The 21032-nt window shown below is 35.7% G+C and carries 17 protein-coding genes; 11 read left to right on the plus strand and 6 right to left on the minus strand.

The annotated features are described in order from the left end of the window. The first annotated feature begins 63 nt into the window (after positions 1–63). The 5 genes from AC1RRN_RS03350 to AC1RRN_RS03370 all read left to right on the plus strand — a co-directional run bounded on the left by AC1RRN_RS03350 (position 64) and on the right by AC1RRN_RS03370 (position 8024). Complete coding sequence (locus tag AC1RRN_RS03350) at positions 64–1872, plus strand: glycoside hydrolase family 2 protein (protein ID WP_492965943.1); 1809 nt, start codon at positions 64–66, stop codon at positions 1870–1872. Positions 1873–1979: 107 nt separating this feature from the next. Continuing rightward, the gene (locus tag AC1RRN_RS03355; RefSeq protein ID WP_492965944.1) at positions 1980–3002 is read left to right on the plus strand and encodes a glycoside hydrolase family 43 protein; all 1023 of its coding nucleotides are present in this window, start codon (positions 1980–1982) and stop codon (positions 3000–3002) included. Positions 3003–3034: 32 nt separating this feature from the next. Next, positions 3035–4210: an aldose epimerase family protein gene (locus AC1RRN_RS03360; protein WP_492965945.1), complete on the plus strand. Its 1176-nt coding sequence runs from the start codon at positions 3035–3037 to the stop codon at positions 4208–4210. A gap of 168 nt (positions 4211–4378) precedes the next feature. Further along, the gene (locus AC1RRN_RS03365; RefSeq protein WP_492965946.1) at positions 4379–5356 is read left to right on the plus strand and encodes a glycoside hydrolase family 43 protein; all 978 of its coding nucleotides are present in this window, start codon (positions 4379–4381) and stop codon (positions 5354–5356) included. A 220-nt stretch (positions 5357–5576) separates the two neighbouring features. Then, positions 5577–8024: a TonB-dependent siderophore receptor gene (locus tag AC1RRN_RS03370; protein WP_492965947.1), complete on the plus strand. Its 2448-nt coding sequence runs from the start codon at positions 5577–5579 to the stop codon at positions 8022–8024. Between the two features lie 138 nt (positions 8025–8162). On the opposite strand, the gene AC1RRN_RS03375 is transcribed toward AC1RRN_RS03370, so the two are convergent. The 3 genes from AC1RRN_RS03375 to AC1RRN_RS03385 form a co-directional block, all read right to left on the minus strand. Next, complete coding sequence (locus AC1RRN_RS03375) at positions 8163–9185, minus strand: LLM class flavin-dependent oxidoreductase (RefSeq protein ID WP_492965948.1); 1023 nt, start codon at positions 9183–9185, stop codon at positions 8163–8165. Positions 9186–9343: 158 nt separating this feature from the next. After that, the gene (locus AC1RRN_RS03380) at positions 9344–9733 is read right to left on the minus strand and encodes a DUF1634 domain-containing protein (protein WP_492965949.1); all 390 of its coding nucleotides are present in this window, start codon (positions 9731–9733) and stop codon (positions 9344–9346) included. A 4-nt stretch (positions 9734–9737) separates the two neighbouring features. After that, positions 9738–10574 (minus strand): sulfite exporter TauE/SafE family protein, encoded by an 837-nt coding sequence (locus tag AC1RRN_RS03385; RefSeq protein ID WP_492965950.1) that lies wholly within the window; start codon positions 10572–10574, stop codon positions 9738–9740. A 274-nt stretch (positions 10575–10848) separates the two neighbouring features. On the opposite strand from AC1RRN_RS03385, the gene AC1RRN_RS03390 reads away from it, so the two are divergent. Together AC1RRN_RS03390 and AC1RRN_RS03395 are read left to right on the plus strand one after the other, a co-directional pair. After that, positions 10849–11331 (plus strand): TlpA disulfide reductase family protein, encoded by a 483-nt coding sequence (locus tag AC1RRN_RS03390; protein WP_492965951.1) that lies wholly within the window; start codon positions 10849–10851, stop codon positions 11329–11331. A gap of 11 nt (positions 11332–11342) precedes the next feature. Then, a complete protein-coding gene (locus tag AC1RRN_RS03395; protein ID WP_492965952.1) occupies positions 11343–11954 on the plus strand; it encodes a thioredoxin family protein in 612 nt (203 codons plus the stop codon). An 89-nt stretch (positions 11955–12043) separates the two neighbouring features. Here the strand turns inward: AC1RRN_RS03395 and AC1RRN_RS03400 are convergent, their stop codons facing one another. From AC1RRN_RS03400 to AC1RRN_RS03410, 3 genes are read right to left on the minus strand one after another with little or no spacing between them, the layout of a single operon-like run. Further along, the gene (locus AC1RRN_RS03400) at positions 12044–12337 is read right to left on the minus strand and encodes a DUF3861 domain-containing protein (protein ID WP_492965953.1); all 294 of its coding nucleotides are present in this window, start codon (positions 12335–12337) and stop codon (positions 12044–12046) included. 16 nt (positions 12338–12353) lie between these two features. Next, positions 12354–13085 (minus strand): LytR/AlgR family response regulator transcription factor, encoded by a 732-nt coding sequence (locus AC1RRN_RS03405; RefSeq protein ID WP_492965954.1) that lies wholly within the window; start codon positions 13083–13085, stop codon positions 12354–12356. After that, entirely contained in the window at positions 13085–14128 is a 1044-nt protein-coding gene (locus AC1RRN_RS03410; RefSeq protein WP_492965955.1) for a sensor histidine kinase, read from the minus strand. Before AC1RRN_RS03410 ends, AC1RRN_RS03405 begins: the two co-directional genes overlap by 1 nt. Before the next feature lie 267 nt (positions 14129–14395). Here AC1RRN_RS03410 and AC1RRN_RS03415 point away from each other — a divergent pair, with 267 nt between their 5' ends. The 4 genes from AC1RRN_RS03415 to AC1RRN_RS03430 all read left to right on the plus strand — a co-directional run bounded on the left by AC1RRN_RS03415 (position 14396) and on the right by AC1RRN_RS03430 (position 20965). Further along, positions 14396–15562 carry an efflux RND transporter periplasmic adaptor subunit gene (locus tag AC1RRN_RS03415; protein WP_492965956.1) on the plus strand — a complete coding sequence of 389 codons (1167 nt, stop codon included), beginning with the start codon at positions 14396–14398 and terminating at the stop codon, positions 15560–15562. Positions 15563–15568: 6 nt separating this feature from the next. Beyond that, complete coding sequence (locus tag AC1RRN_RS03420) at positions 15569–18736, plus strand: efflux RND transporter permease subunit (protein ID WP_492965957.1); 3168 nt, start codon at positions 15569–15571, stop codon at positions 18734–18736. Between the two features lie 19 nt (positions 18737–18755). After that, entirely contained in the window at positions 18756–20162 is a 1407-nt protein-coding gene (locus AC1RRN_RS03425; RefSeq protein WP_492965958.1) for an efflux transporter outer membrane subunit, read from the plus strand. A 332-nt stretch (positions 20163–20494) separates the two neighbouring features. Next, positions 20495–20965, plus strand: coding sequence for a hypothetical protein (locus AC1RRN_RS03430; RefSeq protein ID WP_492965959.1), 471 nt, complete (start codon positions 20495–20497; stop codon positions 20963–20965). Positions 20966–21032 lie beyond the last annotated feature (67 nt).

Genomic DNA, 21032 nt, shown 5'->3' on the forward strand with positions numbered 1-21032 from the left:
TTCATTTTAATGTTTTAACGAAAACGAATTTGCAGTAATTTTAATTGCATAAAACGATACAGAATGAAGAAAAAAATAATAGTTCTCTCAGCGCTTTTTTTAAGTTTTATAGTGAACGCACAGTGGAAACCACAAGGAGACAAAATCAAAACAAAATGGGCAGCGCAGGTCGATCCTGCCAAAACATTACCTGAATATCCCCGTCCGATTATGGAGCGCAGCCAATGGAAAAACCTGAACGGATTATGGAATTATGCCATTCAGGATCTTGGCAAAACAGCGCCTTTAAAATTTGATGGGCAAATTCTGGTTCCGTTTGCTGTAGAATCGAGTTTGTCCGGTGTTATGAAACAAGTAGGAGCACAGAAAGAACTTTGGTATGAAACCAATTTTAATATTGAATCAAATTGGGAAGGCCAGAACATTCTCTTGCATTTTGGTGCAGTTGACTGGAAAACTGAAATTTTCATCAATGATATAAAAGTAGGTTCACATACTGGCGGATATACTCCGTTTTCATTTGATATTACACCTTTTATCAAAAAAGGAACTGCACAAAAATTAGTGGTAAAAGTTTGGGATCCTTCAAACGACGGACCACAACCAAGAGGAAAACAAGTTAAAAATCCGGAAGGAATTTGGTATACGCCGGTAACAGGAATCTGGCAAACGGTTTGGATTGAACCTGTAAACGCTAAAAATATTTCAGATTTAAGAACAACTCCAAATATTGATCAAAACAGCATCAATATTAAAGCACAAATTGCTGGTGCAGAAGCAGGTGATGTAATCGAAATTTCGGTTTTTGATGGCGGAAAAGAAATTGCTAAAGAAAAAGCCGTTGTTGGAGAAAGTTTAGACATTACTTTGGATAATCCAAAATTATGGTCGCCGGAAAGTCCGTTTTTATATCAAACGAAAGTTGCTTTAATCAGTAAAGATAAAGTAGTTGATGAAGTGAAAAGTTATTTTGCAATGCGAAAAATTTCATCAAAAAGAGATGAAAATGGTATTGTGAGAATGCAGCTGAATAACAAAGATTATTTTCAGTACGGCCCATTAGATCAAGGTTGGTGGCCTGATGGATTGTATACGGCACCAACAGACGAAGCTTTGAAATATGATATTATTAAAACAAAAGAATTAGGTTTTAATATGATTCGTAAGCACGTAAAAGTGGAGCCGGAACGTTGGTACACGCATTGTGATCAATTGGGGATTTTAGTTTGGCAAGATATGCCGAGCGGGGATGATCAGCCGATTTGGCAAAACAAAAAGTATTTTGACGGAACAGAATTACAACGCTCTGCAAAATCAGAAGAAATCTATAAAAAAGAGTGGCGTGAAATAATGGATCATTTGTATTCGTATCCAAGTATTGTGGTTTGGGTTCCGTTTAACGAAGCCTGGGGACAATTTAAAACGGTCGAAATCACAGAATGGACAAAAAATCACGATCCAAGCCGATTAACCAATTCGTCAAGCGGAGGAAATCATTTCCAGACGGGTGATATTTTAGATTTACACAATTATCCTGGACCGGAAATGTATTTGTACGATGCCAGAAGAGTAACTGTTTTAGGAGAATATGGTGGAATTGGTCTTCCTCTTGAAGGACATTTATGGAGAGCCAATGACAACTGGGGTTACGTTAAGTTTAAAAACGAAAATGAAGTTACGGCTGAATATATCAAATACGCTCAAATTCTAAAAAATTACGTAAAATCCGGATTTTCGGCAGCAGTTTATACACAAACAACAGATGTTGAAGGCGAAGTAAACGGTTTTATGACCTACGACAGAAAAGTAGATAAAATGGATTTTAAAAAGATTAATAAAATCAATAAAGAGGTTATAAATGCTTTGAATTAGAAGTAATTTTTTCTCTCGCAGATTTAGCAGATTGTAAAGATTTTTTATCGGCTTAATCTGCTAAATCTGCGGGAGAAAATTCAAAGGCATATAATAAAAAAACTAAAATGAAAAAATACCTAATTCTTTTTCTGTTTGCGACAATGAGTTTTGCGCAGCAAAAAACATTCACAAATCCAATCCTTCCATCAGGCGCAGATCCTTACAGCACTTATTACAAAGGATATTATTATTACACAAATACTCTTGGCAATAAACTGGTTTTATGGAAAACGAAAGACTTATCAGATATTAAAAATGCTGTCAGTAAAGTGATTTGGACACCCCCAAAAAGCACAAATTATTCGGCAGAAATCTGGGCGCCGGAATTTCATATTATAAACGGAAAATGGTATTGCTATTTTGCTGCAGATAATGGCGATAACAACAATCACAGAATGTATGTTTTAGAAAATAAAGCATCAGATCCGTTTAAAGGGAATTTCGAATTTAAAGGAAAAATCGCTGCAAAAACAGATAAATGGGCAATTGACGGAAACATCTTCGAACATAAAAAACAACTGTACATGATTTGGGCCGGATGGGAAGGTGATACCAACGGACAGCAAAATATTTACATAGCGAAGATGAAAAGTCCGCTTGAAATTGAAGGTGACAGAGTTATGATTTCTGCACCAACAAACGATTGGGAAACGCATGGTACATTGCATGATGACGTAAATCCTGCACAAGTAAATGTAAACGAAGGCCCACAGTTTTTAGAAAGAAACGATAAAATCTTTATAGTATTTTCTGCAAGCGGATGTTGGACCGATTTTTATTCTTTAGGATTATTAAGCTTTAACGGCGGCGATAATTTATTGGATGCAACTGCATGGAAAAAATCATCAGAACCAATCTTCAAGCAATCAGGTAAAAATAAGGTTTATGCACCGGGTCATAATTCATTCTTTAAGTCTCCTGACGGAAAAGAAGATTGGATTTTATATCACGCCAATTCAAATCCGGGAGAAGGTTGTGGAAATAAAAGATCTCCAAGAATGCAAAAAATCAGCTGGGATGCAAACGGATTTCCTGTTTTAGGTGAACCTGTAAGCGAAGAAACCAAATTGGCAATTCCATCAAAATAAAAAAGAAAAGATCCTCTTAAAAAGATATAAAAATGAAAAACATTCAAATCGCAGCAGTTGTATTGCTGGCACTTTTTCAATTTAATTGTAAAGACAATAAAAAAGAAGATTCAGCTGTAAAAGAATCCGCTGCAATTGCAACAGATTCTATTAAACCAGTTTTGGAAACTAAAAATTTCGATACGATAATTGACGGTAAAAAAGTCAATTTGTATTGGATAGAAAACAAAGGAATCAAAGCAGCGTTCACCAATTACGGCGGAAGATTAATTGGTCTTTGGGTTGCAGATAAAAGCGGAAAACAAACCGATGTTGTTGTTGGAATGAATAGCGCAAAAGGTTTTAAAACTTCCACAGAACCGTATTTTGGAGCAACAATCGGAAGAGTTGGAAACCGTATTGCAAAAGGGCAGTTTACCTTAGAAGGAAAAAAATATCAGGTTCCTTTAAATAATGGAAAAAATGCTTTGCACGGCGGAATAAAAGGTTTTCAGGATGTGGTTTGGGATGTTAAAAAAACTAATGAAAACACTTTGGTTTTTAGTTATGTTTCGCCAGACGGAGAACAAGGTTTTCCTGGAAATTTAACTGTAAAAGTTACCTATACGCTTGAAGCTGATCAAACTGTAAAAATGGAATATGAAGCAACAACTGATAAAACAACTTTAGTTAATTTAACCAATCATGCTTTTTTTAATTTAAACGGAGAAGGAAGCGGCACAATTTTAAATCATGAATTACAAATTTATGCGAATGAATTTACGCCGGTTGATGAAGGTTTGATTCCGAGTGGAGAATTGAAATCGGTTAAAAATACAGTTTTCGATTTTACTTCAAAACACACTATTGGCGAAAGAATTGAAACAAAAGACCAGCAGTTAAAATTCGGAAAAGGTTACGATCACAATTACGTTTTAAACGGAACAAAGAAAAACGGACTAAATCATGCCGCAACAATTTCCGGCGATAAATCCGGAATTACATTGGATATTTATACACAAGAACCTGGATTACAGTTTTACAGCGGGAATTTTATGCAATCTAAAAACACCTTTAAATCGGGTGCGAAAGATGATTTTAGAACGGCTTTTGCTTTAGAAACACAACATTTTCCGGACGCACCAAATCAGCCAAAATTTGCTCCAATTGTATTGAAACCTGGACAAAAATATCATACGGTTTCTTATTATCAGTTTTCTGTGAAATGAAAATAGTTTAACCACAGAGGGCACTAAGAATTACACAAAGAATACTAAGGTTTTACTGCTTTGCATTCTTTCTGCACTCTAGAAAAAAAGCTTCGCGCACTTAGTGAAATTCTTAGTATTCTTTGTGGTAAAAAAAACATATCGATTAAAAGGCTTAAATCAACAAAAATGAAAAAAATATTAACCATTATAAGTTCGCTGTGTATTTTTCTAGCCTGTTCGCAGGAAAAAAACACAGATAAACCGGCAGAATCTCAGCAAAAAAATATTCTTTTAGCCGATCCAACTATATTTTATGATAATGGAATATATTATTTATATGGAACTACCGGAGGCGACACACCATTGAACGGTCAGGGATTTATGGTTTATACTTCTTCCGATTTAAAAAAATGGGAAGGCCCGAAAGGCGCTCAAAACGGACTGGCTTTAAAAAAAGGTGACGCTTTTGGCGATAAAGGATTTTGGGCACCACAAATCCTAAAATACAATAATGCCTTTTACATGGTTTATACGGCTAATGAAAATATTGCAATTGCAAGCAGTAACAGTCCGCTTGGACCATTTAAAAACGCATCAAATAAACCTATTATCGAAACAGGAAATCAAATAGATCCGTTTATTTTTATCGATGAAGATGGAAAAAAATACTTGTATCACGTAAGATTAACTAACGGAAACCGAATTTTTGTTGCCGAAATAAACGATGACCTTCAAAGCATAAAACCAGAAACTTTGACTGAATGTATTTCCGGAACTTTGCTATGGGAAAATACTCAAAATGTATCCTGGCCGGTTACAGAAGGGCCAACGGTTTTAAAACACAATGGTTTATATTATTTGATTTATTCAGCAAATGATTTTAGAAATCCAGATTATGCAGTAGGTTATGCGACAAGCAAAAGTCCACTTGGGCCTTGGGAAAAATCTGCTGACAGTCCAATAATTAGCAGAAAAAATGTGAAGCAGAATGGTATAGGACATGGCGATATTTTTTGGGATAAAAACAATAAAATGCATTATGTTTTGCATATTCATTTTAGCGAAAGCGGTGTTTCTCCTAGAAAAACAGGGATTATTTCGATTGATTTTGATGGAAAAACATTAAAGGCAGATTCCAATAGCTTTGTCTTTCTGAAAGAATAAATGTTAGTTTTAGTAGCAATAAGTTTGGTTGTTATTTAGAATTGAAAATATTTTCGCGAAACCTGTTTCATTTTGAAACAGGTTTTTTTATTGGTATTCAGATAAGTACAAGTGTGGTTTTAACAAATAATCATTATTTTTATTTAGAATGATTAAAAATAATTTGGAAAACACAATATTAGAGATTACTTTTGCCAACGAAATTTAACACCTTACTAAAATGAACATAAATATTACCAAAAAAGTTTTCTTTTTTATGCTGCTTTTGACGTCATTAAACATGATGAGTCAGGAGTTAGGAAAAGTTAGCGGAAAAGTTGCGTTAAGTGGAAATATCCCGGCAGAGAATATTGCAGTTACGCTTAAAGGTACGAAATATACAGCCGTTACCAATTCAAATGGGATTTACGAAATTAAAAGCGTAAAACCGGGCAGTTATGTAATTAACATTCGTGCTGTCGGAATTCATTCCATTGAAGATAATATTGTTGTTAAAGCCAAACAAACTACAACAAAAAACTTTTCACTTTCTGAAAGTCAGGAAGATCTTGAAGAAGTTGTTATTACAAAAAACAAATACAAGCAAGATAAGCCTTCTTTGTCGCTGCGTCTTCAAACACCAGTTTTGGAGATTCCACAGAACATCCAGATTGTAAGTGGTCAGACTTTAAAAGATCAACAAATTACAAGTATGAGCGACGGAGTAATTCGTAACGTGAGTGGTGCTGTACGTTTAGAGCATTGGGGAGATTTATATACCAATATTACTATGCGTGGTTCTCAAATTCAGGCTTTCCGTAACGGATTTAATGTAGTTTCTTCTTTTTGGGGCCCCTTAACAGAAGATATGAGTTTTGTAGATCATATTGAATTCGTAAAAGGACCTGCTGGTTTCATGCTTTCAAGTGGAGATCCAAGCGGACTTTATAATGTGGTAACTAAAAAACCAACCGGAATTACAAAAGGAGAAGTTTCTGTTCTTGGTGGAAGCTACGACTTTTACAGAGTTAGTCTTGATCTTGACGGTAAATTGGATAAAAAAGGAAAATTATTGTACAGATTCAATGGAGCTGCACAAAATAAAGGTTCACACCGTGCATTTGAGCACAATAATCGTTACGTACTTGCTCCGGTAATTTCGTATCAAATTGATGATAAAACAAAAATTACGGCTGAGTATAATTTTCAATATGCTAATATGACTGAAGTTGGTTCTTATTATGTTTTTGGACCTGAAGCAGGTGGGTATGGAACATTGCCAGTAGGATTTACAATGACACAACCTGGATTGCCAGATACCAATATACAAGATCATAGTGGTTATTTGATGTTCGAACATAAATTCGATGACAACTGGAAACTGACAGCTCAAACTTCTTATTTTAAATACATTCAACAAGGGTATAGTTCATGGCCAAGTGTTGTTGGTCCAGGTCCTGTAGATACAGATTTTGATGGAGTGCCGGAAGGAACTCTTGCAGCAGGTGAAATTATTCGTAATGTAGGTATTTGGGATGCAGAAAGTAATATGTATTTAGGACAAATATTTGTTAACGGAAAATTTAATACCGGATCTGTTAGTCACAAAATATTAGGAGGAGTAGATTTAGGAAGCAAAGATTATGCAGCAGATTGGGGACAATCTCATGATCTTGATACTGTTGATGCGCCATTCAATGTAAATAATCCAAATTATGGAACACCATCTAACGGTTTGCCTGCTTTCGATCATACAACTCCGCTTTCTATCAGAGCTAAAAATGCTGGTGGTTTAATGAGTTCAGAATATGCTGCAGGATATATTCAGGATGAAATTGGTTTTTTTGAAAATAAATTGAGATTAACTCTTGCAGGAAGATATACCTGGATTAGTCAGGCAAGCTGGGGCGGAGCTCCAATTGCTGATAGCCATATTACACCGCGTATCGGTATTAGTTATTCTGTAACCGAAAGTTTAGCAGTTTACGGATTGTATGATCAGGCTTTTACACCACAGTCAGGTATTATTAAAAATGGTGATGATGTAAAACCTCTAACAGGTAATAATATTGAATTCGGTATTAAAAAAGACTGGTTTGACGGTTCATGGAGCACTACTTTAGCAGCTTATAGTATTTTAAAGAAAAACGAACTTACATCTGATCCTGCAAATACACCTGGAGAGCAATACAGTGTAGTATTGGGAGAAAAAAGAGCACAAGGAATTGAGCTTGATTTAAGAGGAAAACTATTCGACGGGCTTAATTTAATTGCGAATTATGCCTTTACAGAGTCTATCGTAAATAAAGTTGATCCTGCAGTTTCTGCTGCAACTGGAATCAAAGAAGGAGATATTGTTCCCGGATACTCAAAACACACAGCGAATGCATGGTTAAACTATACCGTTCAATATGGTACATTTAAAGGATTTGGAGCTTCTATTGGAGGTACTTTCCTTGACGGTCGCCAAACAGATACCTGGAGCGTAGGTCTTCAAAAATTGCCTTCTTACTTTAAATTAGATGGAGGTTTATCTTATGAAACAGGAAAAGTAAAAGTTACTGCTAATGTGTTTAATATTTTGGATAAATATCTTTATAGCGGTTCTTATTATTCTTATCTTAATGCTTATTACTGGCAAACTGAAGCACCTAGAAACTTTAGAGTTGGTGTAACTTATAAATTCTAATTTTTAGAAGATTAAATAATAAAAAAGACATCCGGCAATTGGCGGATGTCTTTTTTATTTAATAGGTTCAAAGGGTCAGAGTGACAAAGGTTCAAAGGTTAGTCTTAATAAAATCTTTTTAATCTGTGGCAAAAAAATCTAACTCTTTTTAATGAGAGGAATCAATTTTGAACCAATAAGTTCTATCGCGTTCATTAATTGTGTATGAGTAAGCCCTGCATTATCCATTTGGAATGTGAATCTTGAGATACCCCCAAGTGCTTCGCTGTGTTTTAAAATTTTCTCGGCAGCGCGTTCAGGTCCTCCAACAATTAAAACGCCCAAATCATCAATAAGTCCGTCAAATTTATCTTTAGTTACCGGAGGCCATCCTCTTTCTCTTCCTAATTTTGTCCAGAGTTCAGCATATCCGGGATAATATTCTTCAATTGCTTTCTCTGTCGTTGTCCCAACATAACCCGGCGAATGTATACCCACTTTTAATTCTTCAGGTTTATATCCTGCAGCTGCTCCTGCTTGTCGGTATAAATCAATCAACGGGCGAAAACGATGTGTCTGACCTCCAATAATGGCCACCATTAAAGGTAAGCCTAAGCTTCCTGCTCTTACAAAAGATTCAGGAGTTCCTCCAACACCTAACCAAATTGGTAGTTTTTCCTGCAATGCTCTCGGATAAATGGGAAGATTATTTATTGCAGGACGGAATTTTCCTGACCAGGTTATAAATTCATTATCCCGAATTTGTAGAAATAATTCTAATTTTTCTTTAAAAAGAGCATCATAGTCATTCAAATTAAATCCGAAAAGAGGATAGGCTTCAATAGAAGAACCACGGCCTACTACAATTTCAGCACGGCCTTTAGATATTAAATCCAAAGTAGCAAAGCTTTGATAAACTCTTACAGGATCGGCAGCGCTTAGAACCGAAACAGCACTAGCTAACCGGATATTTTTTGTTCTTGCAGCTGCAGCGCTTAATATTACTACTGTAGCCGAATCTAAAAACTCTTTTTTATGGTGTTCTCCAATTCCAAAAACATCCAGACCAACCTGATCTGCTAATTCAATTCTTTGAAGCAATTGCTCCATTGCATCAACACTACTCAAAGTATTGTTATCGCCGTACATTGCCGAGGCAAAACTGTCTATTCCTATTTCCATTCTTTTAAGCTTTAGGCTGTAAGCTTTAGGCTTTAGGCTTTTTTAGAGAACCTACAGCTTAATGCTTATAGCAATTATTTTTTTTGGGTTTAGGCTTTAGGCAATACGCTTTAAGCTTTTCAAAAAGCCTACAGCTTATAGCTTAAAGCTTATAGCTATCAATGAGAGAAGCCAAATGAAACACTGATCAAAATAATCAGAATCACAATTAGCGTAATAACAACATAAAGATAATCTTTCTCCAGAAGGAAAGAAAATAAAGAAAGCAAAACGCGAAAAACAGGTGTCAGAAAAAGTAAAATGATTCCGAAAAAGATCAGCGATTCCCCTTTTCCCTGAATAACGCCATTATAAATATCTGAAATAACTTCAAATATGTTTCTGTCATTTTCATGAAATACCGAATAATTTTCAATATCTGTACTATGTCCCATCAAATAAACAATTCCGCCAATAAAAGCGACCGCTAATGAAGTCCAAACACCATAACGCAATAAATTGCCTATAATAGTTTGAAACTCTTTTTCTCCAAATTTTTCTTGCTGCATACTGTTAGATTTTTCCATTTAGTCCGTTATAAATCATATTTACTGCCAAAACAAAAATCAGGCAGGCAAAAAATATTCTGAGTTTTTTAGGATTTGTTTTCACTAATACTTTCGCTCCGGCCATAGCGCCGAATAAAACGCCAACAACCACCGGCATACAAATTCCGGGTTCGATATAACCTTTCTGAATATAAATTACAGAACTCGCCATCGCGGTAACACCCATCATAAAATTGCTCGTTGTGGTTGAAACCTTAAACGGAATTTTCATAATATTATCCATCGCAATTACTTTGAAAGCTCCAGAACCAATTCCGAGTAATCCTGACATCATTCCGGCAATTCCCATCATACTAAATCCGCCAATTACATTTTTGGTTCCATAGCTAATGACTTCGCCGTTATGAGAAGGATAGGTTCCCTGAAGTTTTAGTTTTTTTGCTAACGGACTTGATTCTAATACAATATGTTCCTCTTTTTTTCGAAGAGAATTAATAGCAGAAAATATTAAAGTCATACCGAATAAAACGGCAATAAATGAAGTAGGAGCAATAGTGGAAAGTAAAGCACCACAAACGGCGCCAATTGTGGTAGCGATTTCGAGAAAAATCCCCAAACGCATATTGGTAATCCCTTCCCGAACATAAGCCGCAGCAGAGCCTGAAGAGGTGGCAATAACAGAAACCAAAGCCGCACCAATGGCATAATGAATATCAACTCCCAAAATAACAGTTAAAAGCGGAATAATAATGATACCGCCTCCTAAACCTGATAATGAACCAATAAAACCTGCTAAAAAAGCGCCAAGAATCATAATCAGGGTAAATGTAAGTACTGTCATTCGGATCAATTTTGTTTTTGCTAATTTACGAATTGAAATTTGGTAAGAAAGGGTTTAGGCACTTAAAAAGTCCTTAAAAAAGCGAAAACGATTTTATTTATCGCAATTTTTACTGATGATATGTTCCGATGAAACATATTTTTTCTACCTATGAAATGTTCCGATGGAACATATTTTGTTTCAATTTCTTATCATTAAACTTTTATTAACAACTACGAAAAAACTTATAGTTTATATTTGTAAGGATCAATTCAGAAACAAATCCTTTAATGGTATGATGAAAATTCAAAAAAATGCAGTTTATGTCTTTTTATTCCTGGCTTTTTCTTTTTCGGCATACAGCCAAAATGTAAAGTTGATTAACATTGACCAGTTAAATGAAAGAGTGAAAAACGGAAAAGACAGTACTTATGTTGTTAACTTTTGGGCAACCTGGTGCGCTCCATGTATTAAGGAACTGCCACATTTTGAAAAACTTCAGGCCGATTATAAATCGGAGAAAGTGAAAGTTTTGCTGGTAAGTGTCGATTTTAAATCAAAATTGAGTTCAGCTGTTGTACCATTTGTGAAAAGAAAGAATTTGAAAAATGAAATTTTTCTATTGAATGAAAGCAGTCCACAGGAATATATTGACCGTATAGATCCATCCTGGTCTGGCAGTATTCCGGCAACACTTTTTATCAAAGGAGATAAACGAAAATTTGCCGAAAGTGAATTTACCTATGAACAATTATTAACTGAATATAAAAAACTGTAAATCCTTAAACCATGAAAAAAATAATCCTTTTAGTAATGCTGGCATTTTCTGCCTTTCTTTCGCAAGCGCAAAATGCAACTCTTAAAGCTGGAGATACTGCTCCAGATTTTAAATTAAAAAATGTTGATGGCAAAGAAGTTTCATTTGCCAGTTTTCCAAAAGCAAAAGGTTATATAGTAGTTTTTACCTGCAATACATGTCCGTATGCTATAGGTTATGAACAAAGAATTATTGATTTGGATAATAAATTCAGACCGCAAGGTTATCCGGTAATTGCTATTAATCCGAATGATCCTGAAGCTTCTACAGCAGATACTTTTGAGAAAATGCAGGAATTGGCAAAAAGTAAAAAATATCCTTTCCCATATTTATTTGATGCAGGGCAAAAAATAACGGATCAATATGGTGCAAAGCGTACTCCGCATCTTTTTATCGTATCAAAAACGGCTAAAGGAAATGTTGTAGAATATGTAGGTGCCATCGATAATGATCCGGAAGGAAACAATGCACAAAAAACGAAATATGCAGAGGATGTGATTGCAGCATTAAAAAGCAATCAAAAACCAGCTATTACACAAACAAAAGAAATTGGTTGTACGGTTAAGAGAAAAGCAAAAGCTTAGTTGTTTTTTATTTATATAGAAAAGCGCTCCAGATATCTGGAGCGCTTTTTTGTTTAGTCATTTCTTTCGTCGAAATGACAATAATGGGTTTACAAACTTTTCAATTTCTTCATGAAGACAGGGAAAACGTCATTCAATTCATCAAATAGAGGATTTTTGCGATGTTTCAATTTGATCTCACCAAATAATTTCAATCCCAGTGCAAATTGTATCGCTTCAGATTCATTATCAAATAAGTCTTTTGCTTTTATTTTTTCAATGATATCAAATATTTCATCATGATTGCCAAATTCTATTCCGAGTTCTTTTGCAGGCCTTGTTTCACCGTTCGCATATTCTTTTAGACTTAATGTTAAGTAATATTTGTTTGATCTTTTTTCCATTTTATAAGGGGCTAAATTATTTAATCCATTTATCCACAATTACCTTAAACGTCTCTTTGTATTGTTCGCCAACGGTAATTTCTATTTTATTAATGAAGATTGAATTTTTGCTTATTGCACTTATTTTTTCTAGTGAAACAATAAACGAACGATTCATTCTCATAAATTTTGAAGAAGGCAATTTTTCTTCCAAAGCTTTCAATGAAATCAAGGACATTAAAGCTTTATCAGAGTTTTCGAGATGCACTTTTACATAATCTTTCAAACTTTCGATATATAAAATGTCTTTCAAATTCACTTTTACCCATTGATATTCTACTTTCAAAAAGATAAAATCATCTTCAGGATTTGCTTGCGGATTTTCATTAGAAGTTTCTTCAGCCAATTTCAATACTTTGTTGGCTGCACGCAAAAATTCTTCGTAGCTGAACGGCTTTAAAAGATAATCAACGGCATTAACCCGATAGCCTTCGATAGCGTAATGATTATAAGCCGTTGTAAAAACAATTTTCGGCAATGATCCCGGCTGTTCCTGTAAAAGTCTGGCCAATTCCATTCCGGTTAAATTGGGCATATTGATATCTAAAAAAACTAAATCCGGTTGTTTTTCACGAATAACACTCATGGCTTCAACTGCATTGTCACAACTGGAAACTAACTCCAAAAAAGGCGTTTGCTCGATGAAAGTTTCGACCAATTTTAATGCGAGAGGCTCGTCGTCAACTGCTATACATTTTAATGTTATCATTAGTCTAAAGTTATTTGCAGTTTTACGTTATACATACCATTTTCGCCAATTCCGGCTTTTAGGGAATGTTTGTTTGGATAAATTAAATGAAGCCTGCGTTTTGTATTGGTCAGTCCAATACCGCCTTCATTTGTTGTTGAAGATTTTTCGAAATAAGTATTTTCTACTTCAAAAGTAAGATCGCTTCCCTTCTGCGAAAGCGAAATATGTATTACACTTTTATCTGTGGCGTGAACGCCGTGTTTAAAGGCATTTTCTACCAAAGGAAGCAACAACATCGGAACAATCGGATAATCGTGTATTTTTTCAGGAATGTCTGTTGTAATCGTTAATTTACTATTGGCACGAAGTTTCATCAGGGCAATAAAATCCTTCATAAAATCTGCTTCTTTTAGTAATGTAGTTCTTTCTTCTGTGCTGTAAAGCAGGTAGCGCATCATTCGGCTTAAAGTATGAAGTGCATTTCTGGAATCTTCGATGTCTGTATAAGTAAGCGAATAAATACTGTTAAGCGAATTGAAAAAAAAGTGCGGATTAATCTGTGCTTTTAGCATCGCCAATTCGGCCATGGTTTTATCCTGTTCTAATTTTTGTTTGTGCTGAGCGGCTTTCTGCCAATGCTGTAACATAGCGAAACTGGTACTGATTCCTAAAACCAATAATGTTAAGCTGAAAACATAGTTGTCAAAATAATCGTTTCTATATTTTTTGAATCCTAAAAGAGCGGCTAATTTGTTGTGCAAATCGGTATTCGTATTATATAAATAAGCGACAAGCTGCATGGCAAAAACAATCCAGAGTGCCCATAGTAAAAACGGGGTTACTTTGTCTTTTATGATCGTTTTTGGAACTATGATTAAAGCATTATAATAAAAAACAACAATCAACAGAAATAAGACAAGCGATTGCCAAAACCAAAAAATGCCAGGAAGTGCAATATTCCAAGTAAGTGGTATGTAAAACAGCTGAATGTATCCCAATAATATCCAGGTCAGGATATGGATTACAGGAAACATATAAGGTTTGAAAAAATTAAATGTCATTATAATTTCTGATTTTAAGGACAATATTACTTTTTATTCTGATATAATATAAAACCAATCGCTCAAAATGGAATCACAATCCATAAAAACCATTTTACAGCCGACGAGCTTTACTCAAAATTACGGTTTTTTGACGAAACAACTTTTATCGGTTCTCACTGCATGTTTATCGATTATATCTTACTATACGTCTAGTGGAAAGTTTTTGCATGAATAGTTTTAGTTCTTTTGTACCTTAGTAAATAGATAATCTCATATTTCATCAAAATGAATAAGCAATCTTTTTTAAGCATTCTTGCTGCTTCAGTTATCATCGCTTCTTGCGGAAATAAAAATGATAAATCAGCTCAGGCGGGCGGTGCACCACAAGTTAAAGAATATAAAACGCTGACCTTAGAACCTAAAACAGCCACTTTATACACGGATTTCCCGGCAACTATTCAGGGACAACAAAATATCGAAATCCGTCCAAGGGTTGAAGGTTATATTGACAAGATATTTGTAGACGAAGGCGCAGTAGTAAAGACAGGACAGCCTTTGTTTAAAATCAGTGCGCCTGAATATGAGCAAGAAGTTCGAACCGCATCGGCAAGCATTAAAAGTGCTCAGGCTTCTGTAAGCGCTGCAAAATTAGCTGTTAACAAAGTAAAGCCTTTAGTTGAAAAAGGAATCATCAGCAAATACGATTTAGAATCGGCTCAATATACTTATGAATCGGCTATGGCTACTTTAGCGCAGGCAAATGCTGCTTTGGTAAATGCTAAAACCAATTTAGGATATACAACCGTAACAAGTCCGGTTAACGGAGTAGTGGGTTCAATTCCGTTTCGTTTAGGAAGTTTGGTAAGTTCAAATACAGCTGATCCATTAACGACAGTTTCAAGTATTGGCAACGTTTACGCGTATTTTGCTTTAAATGAGAAAAAGCTTTTGGATTTTACTCAAAGTACAGCATCTCCAGGAACTACTTTGGCTCAAAAAATAAAAAACATGCCTGAAGTCTCATTGCTTCTTTCAGATGGTACAACCTATCCAGAGAAAGGAAGAGTTGAAACGGTAAACGGCTTAATTAATACAGAAACTGGTTCTGTTACTTTTAGAGCGCGTTTCGGAAATCCAAAAAGCATCATCAGAAGCGGAAGCAGCACTACAGTTAGGATTCCGAATGAAGTTGTAGAAAAAATATTAATTCCGCAAAGTGCCACATTCGAACTGCAGGATAAGATTTTTGCAGTTACAGTTGGAAAAGATGGAAAAACTAAAAACGTCAATATTACAGTTTTAGAAAATACAGCAGGTAATTATTATGTGGTTACAAGCGGTTTACAAGCAGGAGATCAAATTGTATTAGAAGGAGTTGCTTCATTAAAAGACGGAAGCGAAATTAAACCTCAAAATCAGAATCCAGAAACGGTATACGCCGACTTAAAATAGAAAAAAATGTTTAAAATATTCATACAAAGACCAGTACTTTCTACAGTAATATCGGTCATCATCGTAATTCTGGGTGTTTTAGGTCTTGTTGAGCTGCCTATTTCTCAATATCCTGATATTGCTCCGCCAACTGTAAACGTTTCAGCTAGTTATACGGGAGCTAATGCAGATGTGGTATTAAAAAGTATCGTAATTCCGTTAGAAGAGCAAATTAATGGTGTGGAGAACATGACTTACATGACCTCTTCAGCAACAAACGACGGAAATGCATCTATCAAAATTTTCTTTAAAGTAGGAACAAATCCAGATTTAGCAGCGGTAAACGTTCAGAACAGGGTTTCGAGAGCTACGAGTTTATTACCGGTAGAGGTAACTCAGGCTGGTGTAACGGTAACAAAGAGTCAGAGTAGTAACTTGTTGATATTCTCTTTGTATAGTGAAGACAAAGCGTATGATCAGACTTTCCTTCAAAATTATGCTAAGATTAACCTTGTGCCTCAAATTCAGCGTGTAGTTGGAGTAGGAGATGTAACCGTTTTTGGTGCCAAAGATTATTCGATGAGAATCTGGTTAAGACCGGATATCATGCAGCAGTACAAACTTATTCCGAGTGATATTTCGGCTGCTTTGGCAGAACAAAATATCGAAGCTGCTCCAGGTAAATTTGGAGAGAATGGCGATCAGGCGTTTCAATATGTAATTAAATACAAAGGACGTTTAACAAGTCAGAAAGAATTTGGAGAAATCATTGTAAAATCTGTCGGAAACGGACAAATGTTACGATTGAAAGATGTAGCCAAAGTCGAACTGGGCTCTTTAAGTTATGCGTCAACAATTAAAACAAACGGTGTAGAATCTGCAGCGATGGCAATTAGCCAGACTCCGGGATCTAATGCCCGTGACGTAATCAACAATTCTAAAAAACTGATTGAAGATGCGGCGAAGAATTTCCCAAAAGGAGTGAAATATACTATTCTTGTTGATGTCAACGAAAATTTGGATGCTTCTATTGAAAAAGTAATTCATACGTTGATTGAAGCGTTTATATTGGTTTTTATTGTTGTATTTATCTTTCTTCAGGATTTTAGATCGACTTTAATTCCGGCGATTGCTGTTCCGGTTGCGATTGTAGGAACGTTCTTCTTCCTGAGCTTATTCGGATTTACGATTAACTTGCTGACATTATTTGCAATGGTTTTGGCGATTGGTATTGTGGTCGATGATGCAATTGTCGTCGTCGAGGCGGTACATGCCAAGCTGGATCATGGTTATAAATCATCTAAGAAAGCAACAATCGATGCGATGGATGAAATTTCCGGGGCGATTATTTCGATTACGCTTGTAATGGCAGCGGTATTTATTCCGGTAACTTTTATTAACGGATCTACAGGAGTTTTCTACAAACAATTTGGTATTACGTTAGCCGTTGCGATTATTCTTTCGGCAATTAATGCCTTGACTTTGAGTCCGGCATTGTGTGCGTTGCTTTTAAAACCGCATGCTGACGATCATAAACATAAAAGTTTTATTCAGAGATTTTATACCTCGTTTAACGTTGCATTCGATAATGTAACGAATCGATACAAACGTTCAGTGAGTTTTCTTTCTGTTAAAAAATGGATTGTATTGGCGGCTATTCTTATTGCCAGTGCAGCATTGTTTTATATGATGAAAACTACGCCATCGGCTTTCGTTCCTTCTGAGGATCAAGGGACAGTTTTTGCTAACATCAGTTTACCGCCATCAGCTTCTATGGAACGTTCTGATGTAATCGCCAAGCAAGTAGACAGCATTGCCAAAACGATTCCGGGAGTTAAAAATACGCTTCGTATTGTGGGACAAAACTTTACAGCCGGAGCGGGAAGTGCCTACAGTATGGTTATTGTAAAACTGGTGCCATGGGATCAGCGTGATTTAAGTGTTAATGATGTAATTGGTCAGCTTTTTGCTAAAACAAGCGGCATTCGCGAAGCTAATATTTTCTTCATTTCACCGCCAACCATTCAGGGATTTGGACAAAGTGGTGGATTCGAATTTCAATTGCAGGATAAAGGAGGTCACTCGACAGCAGAGTTCTATAAAGTGAATACTGACTTTTTAGAAAAACTGGCTAAACGTCCGGAAATACAATATGCAACAACACCATTTAATCCTGGTTTTCCACAATATATGATGGAAATTAATTTGGCTAAAGCCAAAGATGCAGGTGTTCCGGTAAATTCGATTTTGTCAACGATGCAAGGATATTATGGTGGATTGTACGCTTCGAATTTCAATAAATTCGGAAAACAATACCGTGTTATGATACAAGCTTCTCCGGAATTTCGTGCCAATACAGAAGGTCTGAATAAAATATTTGTCCGCAACAGTGCGGGAACCATGGCGCCAATTACGGAGTTTATAAAAATGACCAGAGTTTTTGGACCAGAGTCGATCTCAAGGTTTAACTTATTTACGTCTATCTCCATTACCGGAGCGCCAAATCCTGGCTACAGTTCAGGAGATGCCATTAAAGCAATTCAGGAAGTAGCAGCAGAAAATTTACCAGCAGGTTATGGATATGAATTCTCAGGATTAACGCGTGAGGAATTGGCTTCTGGAAGTGAAACGATTTTCATTTTTATCCTTTGTTTAGTATTTGTTTACTTTTTATTAAGTGCACAATACGAAAGTTATATTTTGCCTTTTGCCGTATTATTTTCGATTCCGTTTGGATTGGCAGGAGCATATTTATTCTCGATTATTTTCAAATTGAATAGTAATATTTATCTGCAGATTTCCTTAATCATGTTGATTGGACTTTTAGCGAAGAACGGAATTTTGATTGTCGAATTTGCATTGGACAGAAGACGAAAAGGATTGCCAATTGTTCAAGCCGCTATTGAAGGAGCCGTTGCCCGTTTACGACCAATTTTGATGACTTCGTTTGCCTTTATTCTCGGACTTGTTCCGTTGATGTTTGCTACAGGAGCGGGAGCTGTCGGAAATAAATCGATCGGAACCGGAGCTGTTGGAGGTATGTTAATTGGAACCATTTTGGGAGTATTTGTAATTCCGATATTGTTTATCATTTTCCAGACGTTACAGGAAAAATTAAGTGGCCCAGCCAAAGATGGTTATGATGACGATGATGATGAAGAGGAAATACAATTGATCGAAGCTCATAAAGAGTAAATAATTTAATTCAGAAGAAATGACTCATAGTTCAAATAAATATATTGTACTGGTAGTGACAGCCGCACTTTTAAGTGCGTGCTCGATTACTAAAAAGTACGAACGCCCGGAAACTATTTCGACAGATAAACTGTATCGTGATCAGGCTTTCGCCGATTCGACTACGATTGCGAATATGCCCTGGCAAACTGTTTTTAAAGATGAAAAACTAAATGCTTTAATTCAAAAAGGATTAGATCAGAATCTAAATTTGAAGAATGCAATTGAAAATATTGTACAAGCTAATGCCTCTTTAGTTCAAAGTAAACTAGCCTATTATCCGACGCTGAATGTAGATGCTAATGTAACTCGTAACAAACAGTCACAAGCGGGATTAAATTTTCCCGCCGGAATAAACATCAACACGTTGACTACAACCTATAAATTAGGTTTAAGTACTTCGTGGGAAGCAGATATTTGGGGGAAATTAAGCAGTTCCAAAAGAGCAGCTTTGGCAACTTATTTAGGTACAGATGCTGCCAGACAAGCGGTTCAAACCCAACTGATAGCTGATATTGCTAATAATTATTTCTTATTATTAGCCTATGATAAACAATTGGTTATCACAGAAGAAACCTTAGAAAGCCGAATTAAAAATGTACAAACCATAAAAGATTTAAAAGAAGGTGCGATTGTTACAGGCGCAGCGGTTGTACAAAGTGAAGCCAACCAACATGCGGCTGAAGTCTTAATTCCGGATTTAAAACGTAATATTCGCGAAATAGAAAATGCGATTCATATTTTGTTAGGAGAAGCTCCAGGACCAATTGATAGGGGTGTTTTAGGAACTCAGACAATTCCGGAGAATCTGGCGACAGGTTTACCGTCTCAATTATTGCAAAATCGTCCGGATGTGCGTCAGGCGGAATTTAATTTGAGGACGGCTTTTGAAATGACGAATATGGCGAAAACATATTTTTATCCAAGTTTGACATTAACAGCGAGCGGTGGATTTTCGAATTTGCAATTGACAGACTTTTTTACCAACTCGGTTTTCTATTCGTTAATTGGCGGATTGACGCAGCCTTTATTCAATCAGGGAATCAACAAAATGAGATTGACAACGGCGCAATCACAACAAGTGCAGGCTTATAATAATTTTCAGCAAAGTCTTTTAGTTGCTGGTCAGGAAGTTTCAAATGCTTTGTATGCTTATCAAATGGCGGCTGACAAAGAAGATTCAAGAGAAAAACAAATTGCGGCTTTAGAAAAAGCAGTTGATTATACACAACAGCTTTTAGAATACAGTTCAGCTACAAACTATACAGATGTATTGACATCGGAACAAAACCTTTTGGCAGCACAATTGAGCGGAGTTAACGATAATTTACAAAAATTACAAGCGGTGGTTGATTTGTACCGCGCTTTAGGCGGAGGCTGGAAATAGATTCTTTATGCCGAAAAGCATTATTGGTCGATAAAATTAGCTGATCGGTATAAAGAATAATTCTGAAGTTAAACTTTGTTATTATTTTAGATAAATAATTCCAGTCAAAGAAAAAGATCTGAAGTTCCACACAACGATCTCTATTATTAAAAATATGACTAATGGAAAAACGCTTCAAGAAATTGAGGCGTTTTTTTTTTTACCTCTATGTCGGTTAAAAAGTGCTCTCCGTCGATTGGTTTCGTGGTTCTGTATAATGGATGCGATAAACGTAATTATTGGCACTACTTTCGATTAGTATTAAATGTAATTAATACTTAAAAATAAAAACGATGAAAAAATTAGTATTCGCCTTAGTGCTTTTTATGAGTGTATTTTTTACTCAGGCACAAGTTTCAATCAATGTAAATATTGGAACTCCTCCAAGCTGGGGACCGGAAGGAAATGACAACAGCAGATATTATTATTTACCGGATATCGATACTTATTATGACGTTGCTCAAAGTGAGTATATCTATGATAATAATGGTAGATGGATTCGTGATAAAAGACTTCCGGCACAATACAGACGATATGATTTGTACTCCGGTTATAAAGTAGTTTTGAATGATTATAGAGGAGATGCTCCTTATGCGTATCATAAGAAACACAGAGAAAATTATCCAAAAGGATATCATGGAAAACCTCAGAAAAACAGAGGTAGTAAACCGGAGAAAAACAAGTCAGATCACAAACATGGAAATGAAAAACCGAAAAATTCTAAAGGGAATTCCAATAAAGATCATAATCATGATCATCATTAATTAAAATAAAAAAACGCCTCAGCAATTGAGGCGTTTTTTTATTTTAATTATACCCGATAAGTATAAA

Source organism: Flavobacterium sp. GW821-FHT11G01, from assembly GCF_058808175.1.